Annotated in this window: 15 protein-coding genes and 1 pseudogene; 3 read left to right on the top strand and 13 right to left on the bottom strand. The window is 61.3% G+C overall.

Annotation, left to right across the window (positions count from 1 at the left end):
• Nucleotides 1–2: 2 nt before the first annotated feature.
• Nucleotides 3–230, bottom strand: coding sequence for a hypothetical protein (locus tag A3AY_RS0127870; protein ID WP_018328962.1), 228 nt, complete (start codon nt 228–230; stop codon nt 3–5).
• 578 nt (nt 231–808) lie between these two features.
• On the opposite strand from A3AY_RS0127870, the pseudogene A3AY_RS39440 reads away from it, so the two are divergent.
• A pseudogene (locus tag A3AY_RS39440) lies at nt 809–1252 on the top strand (thermonuclease family protein).
• Nucleotides 1253–1380: 128 nt separating this feature from the next.
• Here the strand turns inward: A3AY_RS39440 and A3AY_RS39905 are convergent.
• Entirely contained in the window at nt 1381–1557 is a 177-nt protein-coding gene (locus tag A3AY_RS39905) for a hypothetical protein (protein WP_018328959.1), read from the bottom strand.
• Nucleotides 1558–1925: 368 nt separating this feature from the next.
• Between A3AY_RS39905 and A3AY_RS0127850 the strand changes: the two genes are divergently transcribed.
• Nucleotides 1926–2183 (top strand): WGR domain-containing protein, encoded by a 258-nt coding sequence (locus tag A3AY_RS0127850; protein ID WP_018328958.1) that lies wholly within the window; start codon nt 1926–1928, stop codon nt 2181–2183.
• A gap of 9 nt (nt 2184–2192) precedes the next feature.
• On the opposite strand, the gene A3AY_RS39900 is transcribed toward A3AY_RS0127850, so the two are convergent.
• From A3AY_RS39900 to A3AY_RS0127790, 11 genes are all read right to left on the bottom strand, one after another.
• A complete protein-coding gene (locus A3AY_RS39900; RefSeq protein ID WP_018328957.1) occupies nt 2193–2369 on the bottom strand; it encodes a hypothetical protein in 177 nt (58 codons plus the stop codon).
• Between the two features lie 317 nt (nt 2370–2686).
• Nucleotides 2687–3178 (bottom strand): hypothetical protein, encoded by a 492-nt coding sequence (locus A3AY_RS0127835; RefSeq protein WP_018328955.1) that lies wholly within the window; start codon nt 3176–3178, stop codon nt 2687–2689.
• A 312-nt stretch (nt 3179–3490) separates the two neighbouring features.
• Nucleotides 3491–3655, bottom strand: coding sequence for a hypothetical protein (locus tag A3AY_RS39895; protein WP_018328954.1), 165 nt, complete (start codon nt 3653–3655; stop codon nt 3491–3493).
• 321 nt (nt 3656–3976) lie between these two features.
• Entirely contained in the window at nt 3977–4285 is a 309-nt protein-coding gene (locus tag A3AY_RS0127825; protein ID WP_018328953.1) for a DUF736 domain-containing protein, read from the bottom strand.
• Nucleotides 4286–4635: 350 nt separating this feature from the next.
• Complete coding sequence (locus tag A3AY_RS36325) at nt 4636–5409, bottom strand: Fic family protein (RefSeq protein WP_234913101.1); 774 nt, start codon at nt 5407–5409, stop codon at nt 4636–4638.
• 92 nt (nt 5410–5501) lie between these two features.
• The gene (locus A3AY_RS40860; protein ID WP_234913100.1) at nt 5502–5690 is read right to left on the bottom strand and encodes a hypothetical protein; all 189 of its coding nucleotides are present in this window, start codon (nt 5688–5690) and stop codon (nt 5502–5504) included.
• A 146-nt stretch (nt 5691–5836) separates the two neighbouring features.
• Nucleotides 5837–6145 (bottom strand): DUF736 domain-containing protein, encoded by a 309-nt coding sequence (locus A3AY_RS0127815; RefSeq protein WP_015084482.1) that lies wholly within the window; start codon nt 6143–6145, stop codon nt 5837–5839.
• Between the two features lie 375 nt (nt 6146–6520).
• Nucleotides 6521–6973 (bottom strand): aspartate 1-decarboxylase, encoded by a 453-nt coding sequence (gene panD / locus A3AY_RS0127810; protein WP_026203911.1) that lies wholly within the window; start codon nt 6971–6973, stop codon nt 6521–6523.
• Between the two features lie 433 nt (nt 6974–7406).
• Nucleotides 7407–8336 (bottom strand): ArdC family protein, encoded by a 930-nt coding sequence (locus tag A3AY_RS0127800; RefSeq protein ID WP_018328950.1) that lies wholly within the window; start codon nt 8334–8336, stop codon nt 7407–7409.
• A 312-nt stretch (nt 8337–8648) separates the two neighbouring features.
• The gene (locus A3AY_RS0127795; protein WP_018328948.1) at nt 8649–9236 is read right to left on the bottom strand and encodes a hypothetical protein; all 588 of its coding nucleotides are present in this window, start codon (nt 9234–9236) and stop codon (nt 8649–8651) included.
• 464 nt (nt 9237–9700) lie between these two features.
• Nucleotides 9701–11455, bottom strand: a complete 1755-nt coding sequence (locus tag A3AY_RS0127790; RefSeq protein WP_018328947.1) for a ParB N-terminal domain-containing protein — start codon at nt 11453–11455, stop codon at nt 9701–9703.
• Nucleotides 11456–11806: 351 nt separating this feature from the next.
• Between A3AY_RS0127790 and A3AY_RS0127785 the strand changes: the two genes are divergently transcribed.
• A complete protein-coding gene (locus tag A3AY_RS0127785) occupies nt 11807–12079 on the top strand; it encodes a hypothetical protein (protein ID WP_018328946.1) in 273 nt (90 codons plus the stop codon).
• The last annotated feature ends 304 nt before the right edge of the window (nt 12080–12383 follow it).

Below are 12383 nucleotides of genomic sequence, written 5' to 3'. Positions count from 1 at the left end.
TGTTAGGCCGCGTCCGCGGGCCCCTCGTCCAGCAGCCCGTCGAAGACGTCGAGCAGCGCGTTGGTGATCGCCTGCCCGAGAGCATTGCCGGCAGCACGGACATCATCTTCCGTGCCCTCACGCGCGGCCTGGGCAAGCTCAAAGCCCTGCTCGCCGACGATCTGTTTGGCGACTTCGATTGCCCAGAGACCGAAGTCGCCGCGGCTTCCGATTTGAATGGTATCGTCCATGGTGAACCTTCGAATATTTTCCATGCGCCCATATCACTCGGCTGCGACAAATGACAGTACATGAGCCATAGCGCAACGCCCAATACCTCCTTCCGCCGGTCCTCAAGAACACTCGGAAGAGCAAACGGCAAGATGAGTATCGTTCGCCAGCTTGAAACCTATCCGATCGGCCGGGGCGCAGCGCAGCGAGCAAGGCCGACCGATAGCAATGAAGAGTATTGGAGAAATCAGCGTGAGCGTCCGCCCGAGGGCGGGATTTCGGGAATTCTCATCGTGCAAGGAGCGGAAAAACGCGCAGCCGCAGGAGCCTCAACTGAGTTCCCCACCGGGGAGGCGGGACCGACTGCGCCCCGCTCCTAAACACCACCTGAGGTCGGCTTGTTCGTAAAGACAGATGAAACCGGCGTCGACGTAGATTGATGCAAACAGCAGAGGACGGGCAGGTGGCGAAATCGAATGTGGTGTCGTTGAGACCGCGGCGCAAATCCGCCAGCGGGAACGATCGATATCGGCCGCAGCGAAAATTCCGAACGGGACAGAACGGGCTGCGCAAGTTGCTGATGGCGGTCATCTCAGCAATCATCATTGGAGCGGCCGGATGGTTTGCCTTCGGCGGCGCCGGCGATCTCTCCGGCCTGCTGGCTCTAGCCAAGGTACCGACTACGGATACGTCGTCAGCCGCGTTTTAGTTGTGCGGCGAGAGCGTGCGAACGAACTGCGTCGTCGACGGCGACACGTTCTGGTTCGAGGGAGAAAAAATCCGCATTGCGGATATCGACACGCCGGAGCTCAGCCCTCCGCGCTGCGAGGCGGAACGGATCAAGGGCGAGAGGGCGAAGACACGCCTGCTGGCGCTGTTGAACGCGGGCAAGTTCTCGCTATCGTCAGGCTTGCGGGACGAGGACAAGTATGGCCGCAAACTCCGGACCGTCACGCGGGAAGGGCGCTCGCTCGGCGACCGCCTTATCGATGAAGGTCTTGCCAGGCGCTGGGACGGCGCAAGACATGGATGGTGCGAGTAAGGAGGTGCGAGAGGATCGTCACTCGGATGGGCGGAGACCATTTTCGGGCGCCGCAGGCGTCTCGCCCAAGACCGTCGGCTTTGCACCTATGATCGACCGAGGCCCGACATCTTCTGTTGATAGTCACGTTAGCGCGTTGGTGACCCGCGATAGTAAAAGCGCTCGACCAGCGCAGCACCCACAACCGGCAGCAGCGCCAAGACCGCAAGCTGGAACATCCCATCAAGGCCGAAGAGAATGGACACAGCGACCGCGACGATGGAGCCCAACAGTGCGCCGATGACATAGGAAAGATAGCCTTTCATGTGACATCCTCATGCTGTTCCCAAGATCAATGATCTTCTCGGAGGTGAGTGAAATCTGCGCGAAGAGAAAAATCTGCGCCAGCGCACGCCTGAAAAAGTCTAAGCTCCCTGAAATAGACCCCCTCATTTGATGTTCGAGATTCGTCGGCAGTCGAAGACCTCATCAGGCCAAGCCCAGCGTCGAAGGGAAACCCCGCGCAATTCGTTTAAGTTCCTTATGATGGTTGCCAGCCGCACGGACCGGCATCAGCAAGTTCGCGGAAGCCCATCGTCTCCGTTCGCATGTCATCAGCAATATGAATCGATACTTGCCGACCGATTCATAAGTCTCGTTGGACGCGATTCCCGGCATAGGCGATTCTGCTCTCATGATCGCGCAACCCTACCATCTCTGTGTCGAACGCTCTGACGCCACCAGAAACATGGCGCGCTACTACGCCATGTCGATCGAGCCGAACCTGTTCGGGGATGTCTGCCTGCTCCGGAAGTGGGGCCGGATCGGCACGAAGGGTCAGACGATGGTCCACCTTTTCGGGCGGGAGGAGGAAGCGGTCGAACTTTTTCTCGATCTGCTGCGACGGAAACGAAGACGCGGTTATCGCCCGCGATCTGTCGGGCCGGAATGAAATGCCTGCCTAAGCGGGCCGTTTGTTCCAGTCGGTCTCGAAGGACACCTCGATTTCGACGAAGAACGGGATCTTGACGCCGAGCTTCAGGCCGAGCTTGCCCTTACGGAAGAAGTGGCTGATCACCTTGCCGAGGGCGCGGAGCCGGCGGCCGGTCGCGGCGAGGAACTGAGCGAGCTGTTGCATAGTGTATCTCCTTGTCGATTGCGTCATTGCGGGGATCGACGGCAGACCGGAAAAGGAGGGTTGCACCTGGAAGGCCGAAACGGATGTGGAGGACCTGGCGGCGGCTGAATTTTAAAGCGCGAGGAGCCGTAGAATGCGGCGGGGAAAATTCCGGCGGCGCCCGGTTGCGGCCGGTCGGACGGGCTGCAATATCCCCGATGAGAGATGACAGCTCGTCGATACAAGGAGAGTTGGTCGCGCTCGCTGCGATCAAAAGCCCAGAATGCTATCGAGACCGCAGTCGCGGCCCCGGGGAATCGAGATCGTACAAAGGCCCCTCAGGAGCCTGCGCACCTCGCGTCGACGATACGGGCCGCATGAATGGCGATGCCTGTTTCCTGGCGGATATCCCTGATGATCGCTGCCAGCGAGCCGAACTCGGTCGCGGTCAGAGCGACCAGTTCCGGATAGTCGATCTCGACTCCGTCGCAATCTGCCGACATTGCATTGTTCCAATCGCCATTGTTGATCCGGTACTCACATGTGTCGGAATCGATCTCGAGCTCATCGAGCAGATTGATGGTGAAGCGTTCGAACATCTCGTTCTCACCTTCGAGCCGATACGCGGCATATTCATCGTCGCCGCCAAGAACGCTCCGCTCCAATGCCATGATGGTGCGGAGGCGAACGTGAGCCGCATCGAGCCCTTCGATCAGTCGGTCATGGAGGGCTTGCGAGAACTCGGCATCGCAGCCGAAGCGGTTTGCAAGCACGACGAGCCGGAAACCGGCAAGCTTGGTGTGGAGCATGAGGTTCTGATCGGTGGTCATAATGTGATCTCCTTCGTTGATGACTGAGATCGCCCACTCCTTGGCAAAGAGGGGTCAAGGACCGCGGGACGCGGCTCGCAAGCGGGGGAACCGATTTTTCCAGAGCGCAGCGGCGGAAAAATTGGGGGAGACCGTGCCGTCCTTGACGCCGGATTTGCTGGAGTAAGATAGGGACGTCACAGACGCGGGCCAGAAGGGGTCGCGACCCTGCCCGGCGTGAGCCGGTGGGAGTGTCGAGGGGGTGAAATCCCTGGCAGCCGGGAAGCCGGTCGATCCGGCGCACCGGCTCGCAGTCCAACGGAAAGAGCCGCTTCAAAAGGGCGGCTCGGCGTCGATCGCACCGTCCTGTTCGGCAAGCGTCACGGCCAGATCAGCCTTGGCAAGTTCAAGCTCGGCCTCGATCTGGCGGCGCTCGGCGGCATCGCAGGCGTCCTTCAATTCCATCCGCAGTTCTTCGATGTGCTGTTCGATCGTCATCGTCTCATCTCCTTGAGTTCGTGAAAGACGAGACCGCGGGGCGGGAGGAGATGACGGGGTCAAGGAGCGCGGCAGCGACCGGCGGAGCCGGCGAGTGGGGGAGCCGATTTTGTTGGAGCTGAGGGAACCGGTGCGGAGGCAAAATTGGGGGCGACCGCTCGTCCTCGAGGCCGGCATTTCTTCCCGGCACGATAGCATCCACTGAGCAGACATATTCCGGTTCGGTATCGCACCGAAAAAGCCGGCGGCAGGCTCGATGCCTGCCGCCGGCTTGTCTTTGTGGCCGGTTGGCCCCGCCTCGGCGGCGGGGCCGTCCGGGCCTCAGTCCCGGTTGGGGCGGGACCAGATCAGCTGGTAGCCGTCCTCGCCCTCGACCTCGGTGAGCGTCGCGTAGATCGGAGCAGGGAAGCTCGGGTCGTCGAGCTTGACCGAGAGGTAGTCGCGATCCTGCTCGGAGCGCTTCTGCCAGGCCGCACCCAGCTCGACATTGCCCGCGTAGATGCGGAAGTGCGGGCCCTTGTCGGAGGGATTTTCGATGCGGGCGATGCGGGCCTTGACGTTGAGGGCGAGCGTGCGGATCGAGCCGTTGAAGCCGATTTCGGTGGAGGTGAAGGTGCCGATGGTTGCCATTGTCGTATTCCTTTTGCTGTTTCGGGCCGCGCCCATCGCGGCCTCGATGGCTGTCGCAAGGACCGGGGACGATCGGACCGCACCCCCAGGGGCCGAAATGAAATGGAGGGCGGCCGGGAGCAACTTTGTTGCCGCGCGAGGAATGGCGGCGCCGCCGCCAGGGGAAGAAAGTTTCGGATAGCCGTTGCGGGAGGACGATTGAGGCGAAGCCGCTCTCCGGTCAGACATGCCTCATCGAGCCCGCAAATGGAGCGCCGATAACAACCGGCAAAGGGACGTGGCAATTGCGGCCGCGCACAGTTGGGCCATAGCTCCGATCTCGGCGTATCGGCGGACCAATCACTCCGGCTTTAGTTCAGGCCATACCAGGTCCCGCGACCCGCTCCATGAAGGGTCAGATGCCCCTGCTCGGTCAACGCCCGAAGATGATCCTTGACGGTGTTGCGGCTTGCGCCTGTGGCTTTGGCCGCGTCCATCACGGTAACGCGGCCGCGCTCACGCGCCAGTTCGAGGATCGAGACCGACAACTCCGGCAGGTCACCCAGCAGGATGCGTTCACGCTCGATCTTGCGCTCGAGCCGCTGCTTCTGGCGCTGCAGGCTCCGGAGGAAAAACTCGACCCACGGATTCCAGTCCTGTTGATCTGTCCGGATCGTGCCCTGCGTTCGACGAAGCGCGAGGTAATAGGCTTCCTTGTTCTGCTCGACAACGCTTTCGAGAGAGCTGTATGGTACGTAGGTATAGCCCGCCCGAAGGAGCAGCAAAGTGGTCAAGGCTCGCGACAGGCGGCCATTGCCGTCCTGGAAAGGATGGATTTCCAGAAAGACCACCACGAAGACAGCGACGATGAGCAGAGGGTGAAACGTCCCATCCTTTTCGTGGGCCTGTTGCCAGGACACCAGTTCCGACATCCGGCCCGGCGTATCAAAGGGGGATGCCGTCGCGAAGACGACGCCCAGGCTTCGCCCACCTTCGTCGAAGGCTTCGACGTTGTTGGCAAGGGTTTTCCAGTTTCCCCTGTGTCGCTCATCCTTGGTCGAGTGCGCGAGTAGATCGCGATGGAGTTGGCAGATGTGATTTTCGTCAAGCGGGATCGCGTCGAAGGCGGAGAAGATCGTTTCCATTACCTCGGCATAGCCTGCGACCTCCTGTTCGTCTCGGCTGGTGAACGAGCCGATACGGAGGTTTGAGAGCAGCCTTTCGACGTCGCGGTCGCTTAGTTTTGCGCCTTCGATACGTTCGACGAACCGATGCTTTCGATCGTCGCAACCCGGCGCAAGCTGGAGAGCCGGTCTGGCGCGATACGACCGAGCGCTCGCCAGGCACCTTTGAATTCGTCGATCTCGGCGATCAACGACAGGATCTCAGGCGTAATACGCAATTTCGCGAGATCAAGGGCTGTCATCCATTATCCCATCCGTTTCCATCCGAATGGGATACGACACACCGGACTCCATTTTTCCATCCGTTTTCATCCAATAAGGAAGAACGGCGGAAAAAAGTCAGAGCGCGGGAGGGGCCCCGCCCGATGGGCGGAGCCTGGAGGGGACCTCAGTCGCGGTTAGGGCGCGACCAGATCAGTTGCAGGCCGTCTTCGCCTTCGACTTCGGCCAGCGTGGCGTAGATCGGAGCGGGGAAGCTCGGGTCGTCGAGCTTGACCGAGAGGTAGTCGCGGCCCTGTTCGGAGGTCTTCTGCCAGGCGGCGCCGAGCTCGACGTTGCCGGCGTAGATGCGGAAGTGCGGGCCCTTGTCGGAGGGGTTTTCGACGCGAGCGATGCGGGCCTTGACGTTGAGGGCGAGGGTGCGGATCGAGCCGGAGAAGCCGTTTTCGGTGGAGGTAAAGGTGCCGATGGTAGCCATTGTCCAAGTTCCTTTTGCTGTTTCGGGCCGCACCATTGCGGCCTCGATGGCTGTCGCAAGGACCGGGGACGATCGGACCGCATCCCCAGGGGCCGAAATGAAATGGAGGACGGCCGGGAGCAACTTTGTTGCCGCGCGAGGAATGGCGGCGCCGCCAGGGGAAGAAAGTTTCGCATGGCCGTTGCGGGAGGACGATCGAGGCGAAGCCGCTCTCCGGTCAGACATGCCTCATCGAGCCCGCGAATGGAGCGCCGCTGACCCTGGCAAAGGGACGTGGCAATGGTCCCCCTCGAAGGTCAACGGCAATGGTCGAAAGCGGTGCGGCGGCAATCCATATCGGCAAACGTCCAGGGACGCTGGCCGACTGCATCAGTGCTATGCAGAAATGGAGGCCGGAAATCCGTAGCTATTATCGGAAAGCTCAGAGCTCACGGCCATATCGAGAGAATTGTCTGCGCGGCGAAAGACCTCGTAGGTGATCCTGTCGACTATTTCGTTGTTTTCTCCGAAGACCAGCACGCGTGGCTTAAGCTTGATGATGTCATCGATTTCGCAAAAGACGCTGGACGCGATGATAATCTCATCGCCTTGCTGGCACGTGCGGGCAGCCGCACCGTTGAGAATGCAGCACTTGGAGCCGGGATCACCGTAGAGAACATAAGTGCTGATCCTTGCTCCGGACATCTTGTTCCAGATCTCTACATACTCCAGCGGTTTCAGGCCGACCTCCCGGCAGAAGTCCGCATCGATCGTGATCGAACCGTGGTAGTTCAGCTTTGCGTCGGTCACTCGAATACCATGCAGCTTCGCGCCCACGTATTTTTCCACGGCCTGCCCCTCCCCAGTAGGTATATTTGCAATCCCACCTATATTTGTGCGATGCAGCATTCCGCAACAACCCATGTGGCGAACTTTTCTCCTTACAAACAACCTGAACGTAGAAATTCCCCTTGTCGCCAAAGGCGTTGGACGTCATGCCGTCGAAACCGTCGGTATGAAATGTTGGAATGACAGCCTGCTGCGTTCGGTGGCGCGCGCGATATCGTTCAGGCGCGATTCGTCGCCCATCAGGATTATGCGTCAGCAGACAAAGCCGTTTATCGTCGAAAGGAAGCCGTCCCGCCAAACCCAAGTCCGATGCCAAGAAGGCATCGATCTGGGGGAAGTTGGACCTCACACTGAACCAGCATGCGCAAACCGAACGAGAGCCAACAAAAAGACGGCCGTCGGGGTTGACGACCGTCCCTGATCCAAAGCTGCCCTATGCCGCCACCTTGCTGCTACCCTCCTCGGACCGCTGCAGGCCGTGAAGATAACTGACAGCGCGCTGCGCATGCGCCGCCGCGTGGAAGATTGCCCGCTTGTCATTTGAGAGAACGGTGAGCCAGGACTGAAGATACGAGGCGTGATCCGGTCGCGGCTCCAGCTCAGGAGCAATGCCGAGGTCAGCGCACAGGAAGCAACTGCCAAGTTCGGCAATCAGTTCCTCGCGGGCGCGCTCGCTCTTATCTTTCGAATATCGGCTGAGATCGCGGGCGACTCGTCGCGGATTTGCCGTCCAGTGGGTTGCCTCGTGACTCAGCGTCCCCACATAGGAAGCCGCATCCCGGAAGGTCTCGAAGGGCGGCATCTGGATGTGGTCGGTCGCCGGGGAGTAATATGCCTGCGACCCGCCATGCAGGATGACCGCGCCCGTGTTGCGGAAGAAGCGATCGGCATTCTCGATCCGCTCAACCGGATCGAGGACCGGTGTCGAACGATGGTAGTAATGGTCCGGCAGTCCGTCGATCTGGTCAACGTTGAAAACGGAATATGCCTTCAGGAAGGGAATTTCCCGGTCGACATCGTTGCCGTCGCGGTCGGTCTCCGCCTTGGTGAAGCGGCTTGCGAACACGACGGTCGAGCCGGTTTCACCTTTGCGAACCGCGGCGCCGAGCTCCAGCGCCTGCTTGAAGGTCATCCACATCGGAGAGGTAAACCCTCTCGCCATCCCCTCGGACCATAGGAGGAGAACGTTCATGCCCGAATAGGGCTGACCATTGTGCCTTAGCGGCCGGGTAATCCGACCTTCGGTGTTCGCGGCATTCCAAGGCTTCATCCAGGGACGAACCCCTTTCTCCAGATCGGCGACGATCCGGTCGGTAATCCTCACATAGATGTCGGCACGCTCGCCTTCGGTTTTCCTGCTCATGTCTTTAACCTCCGTTTCCGGGGCCGCGCCAATCGCGGCCCGTCGCGGAGGTCCCAGGGCAGGAGCGCAATGGCCTGGAGCGCACCGGAATGGCCGGAACAGCGTGAAGGACGGCGAAGCCGTTGCGGCGACAGGCCGGCTCCTGCAGCACCGGCGACAGGGACGGGCCGCAATCGGCCGTCTCTTCAACTCCTTTCCCCGCCTTTCCCGAGGCTCGGGCATGGACATGCAAAAAAGCCGGCTCCTGAGTGGAGCCGGCCGATGCAAGCCGGAATAAAAATGGAGGGCGGGGCCGATGCCCGCTTTATGGCTTCAGCCGAGCGCCGCCATTTGCGCATCGGCCGCTTTGCGGTCAAGTGAAGCGCCCGGATTGTCGACCGGGCGATCGAACGGCTTCCAGGTCTCACCGACCACGTGTTCGTAGGCCGCGACGGCGCCCTCGGCTGCCATCCGAAGCGCATGGGCCTGAACGCCCATGTCGGCTGCGAACTCGCGCTTGCGCTGAGCGGCGCTGCCATATCCGACCGGGCCGTCGAGATCCTCGTCCCGGGCATCGTTCGACGCCTTGGCCGTGGCATCGCGTGCCTCAGATACTGCGCGGGAGTAGAATTGACCGGCACCATGCGCTGATCCGACGAAGGCACCGACGATGCGCTGGAGATGGATCTGCATCGCTTTCTCGCCGAGACCTTCAGCGAGGCTTGCCGAACTCGCAATGACCATCCGCTCATGCTCGTCGCGGATGCCGTCGCTGTCGACCACTGCGGTCCCGAAGCTCTCGGCGATCTTGAGGGCTTGCGCGCTATCGGGGCAGGTGAGGCGGACCATTTCAAGGGTGGCGCCCTTGCGGAGTTGCACGACGCGAGAGGAAAAGCGGTTGGAGGTCGCGGGCTTGGTCATGTCAATTTCCTTTTCTCGGTTTCGTCCGAAGCGGCTTCGGCCCGTGCCGGTCTGCCCTTCGGTGCGGTCAAAAGGAACCGGCGAGAGACGGGCGCTTTCACAGGTCCTGGACGGCTGAGCAAGCAGAGCTGGCTTGCGGCCAAGCGGGGACACCCTGCGCAGGACGCGGGTTCGCTTTGCGAAGTGAGGCTGTCCTGGCCGCTCCGCGGCGCGACAGCGGCCTTGAAACGACCGACCGCCGGTTCAGACCGCAACGAACACGAAGGGCAGGCCGGCACGTGGTTGAAACTTGCACCCCGAAACCGAAACCGATGGCCGTCCTCGCAAAGACTCTTGCCGAACGCGCGGGATGGGCACTCCGCCATTACGCCGTCGGCTACCGCCTCTCATGCGGCTTGTCGCCAAGCACCGCCGCCGGTGATGGCCGGCGGCGGGGTGTCGATCGGATCAGAAGGGGAGGGTGGCTATTCGGCCGCAATCCCGTAGGCGGCGTCGTCCTCGTCGGCAGCGTGGTCACGGGCCTGCGGATCGGCGACGTCGAGATCGCCCGCATCGCCGGTAACCCTGACGCCTGCAAGCTCGTCTTCAAGGCCATCCGTCGCTTCTTCGGAGGTGTCGGTCTCGTCCTCTTCGACGATCTCACCTTGCTTGAGCAGTCCGGTAAGTTCCGTTGGATCGGGAGCGAACAGGGCTGCCGGATGGACAAAGTGCCCTTCCTTGAAGTGCTCGACGAGGGCGGCGCGGGTCTCGCGGACCTTTGGGCGCGGCAGAACCGCCGTATCCTTGCACGACGCCTCAAGCGCCTGCCGCGACAGGCAAAGCAGGAAGTCCTCCGTGCCCATGTTCGGGAGATATCCATCCGCACCGATGGCCTCGCCGGCGATGCGCGAGACGATCCCGCTGTTCGACATGCCGCGGCGGCAAGAGAGCACATCGACCAGCATCGAGCGGGCGGCAACCCGCAATGTGTCCATGTCGAAGGACAGCTTGCCATCGCCGCCAAGCAGTCGAGCCGCATGGCGCGCAAACCGCTTCGGACCGAAGACGGTGTCGTTTACCCCGGAGTCGACCCGGACGTTCAGACCGGCAAAGGCAAGCACGAGGAGCGCCGTCAACGTATCGTCCTCTATCGGTGCGCGGACGAGCGCCTCATGCAGCGCGTCGGTCCTGAGGTCTCCGATCATGTCGTGACCCTTTTGCGTGACATCCGGTCGCTGCTTCGGCGCGTCGGTCACATCGTCGCCAGCGGTGGCACCAGGCCCAACGAGCGCTCCCTTGTCCCCGGTCTTCTTTTCCTCCGGCATCCGGTAGTGCACGGTCTGAACCTTGCCGTTCCGATCCAGATACATGGCGGTGTGGTCGCCCTTGCTTGGCTTGCCGTAGACGCGACTTGCCTTCTGCGGGAGCTTCGCCTCGCCCCATTGCGTAACCTCGGCGATCACGCCCTTCTTCGGCAGATTGTTCGTCATCCATTCCTGCTGGGCGCCGAGATAGGCTTCGACGTTGGCGGTATAGCGGCTGTCCTCATTGGCGGGGGCAAACAGATCCTCGATCCATTCGATGCCGTAGGCTTCCCTGAGATCGTCGCCGAAGCTCGCATCCTTTGCATACATGCGGGTTTTGCTGAGCGCGTTGGCGATCTGGAACCACGTGGCAGGCTGGCCCTTCTTCGGCTTTTGCGCCTTCCAGACTTCCCTCTGCTCATCGAGGTGCGCCGCCGCGATCGTTCGAAGCTGCTGCTCATTCGGCATGTCGCCGAGCGCCATCTGGTCGAGCATTGCGGGCAAGACGTTGGCGAGCAGGCGCAACTTGCGGATCTGCCGGACGGGCAGGGCAAGCGCGACGGCAATTGCTTCCTCGGTCCAATCGAGTGCGATCAGGCGTTCGATCCCACGCCACTGGTCGACGGGGTTGAGCGGCTCCCTGGCGATGTTCTCGACCATCGACCGCATGGCGCCATTGTCGTTGGCGGCTTCGACGACGAGAACCTCGATCTCTTCGAGGCCTGCGGCGATCGCCATGCGGGTGCGCCGATGGCCAGCTTCGACGACGTAGCTGTTCCCGCCACCGACCTCCGGAAAGATGACAGGCGGCTGGATGATGCCGACGGCTTTGATCGTGGCGAGCAACAGGGCATCGGCTTGGGGAGTGGATTTGGACTGGCGGGTGTTGTCCGGGTTGTCCTTCAACGAGCGCGGATCGACCTTCATAATGTGCATGGGATTTCCTTCTCCGGGATGCGGGACGCGGCTCTCTTGCCGGTCCTTCCTGTCTTCATTTCTTTCGAAGACACCTCCCGGACCGCAGGGCGGGCTGGCCGGCGCAACTGCGGCCGAGCGTCCCTGCTGCGAAGGGCAAGCGGGGCTGGACAGCCGTGCGCAGGTCGAGGGGCCGGGATGCGGAGGCGGCGGTTGAGCGCAAGCGACGACGGTCGGACCGGTCTGCGACCGGTTTCTTTTTCCCTCTTCCTTCTATTTGTCCTCCCTCCTGCGGGACGCTGCCGCTCACACTTTTGATAGTTCACAGCAACCGGAAAGGCGCCGTAGCTGTCGCAGCTCAGGGAGGTTCCGATGCACGATGCGAAAGCGATATTTGCCTATCAGGTCGTTCCGGGAACAGACGAGATCCTGGCGTTCACGGAGATGTCGTGGCTCGCCCGTCAGGAGGCCTCCCAGCATATCGCGGGGCTCAAGGCCATGGACGCGAGTGTCGAAGCCGGGATTGCGATCTACAAAGTCGGATTGAAGGATCCGAGCCTCTCCGACGTCGTGACTGTCCTGAACCACCGGAGGATGCGAGAGCGGCTGACCCAAACGATCGAGCGTGTCGAGCTGATGTCCTGAGCGCGGTGAGGCCGCCGGCGACGCGAACGTGATGGTCGTCGCATCGACAAACGAAAAATCAGGACAAAAAAGAGGGCCACGAGAAAACTCGGGCCCTATAGGTATGAAGGTAATTTAAACCTCCAGAGGGGAACAGCTGCTGCGGCGGCACTGGGAGGAAATCCGCCATGTGCATCAGCTGTGGGCACTATGCTCAAATTTCGATCGGAAGGAAAGCAAATATGGTGCAATGCAGATCAATGGTGGGAATAAGCTTCCGGTGCTACCGCGTTGACATGTACGCCGATTGAGCGTACGCCTTGGA

The organism is Rhizobium giardinii bv. giardinii H152, assembly GCF_000379605.1.
Classification (GTDB): domain Bacteria; phylum Pseudomonadota; class Alphaproteobacteria; order Rhizobiales; family Rhizobiaceae; genus Pararhizobium; species Pararhizobium giardinii.
This window is presented reverse-complemented; position numbering and strand designations above follow the sequence as displayed.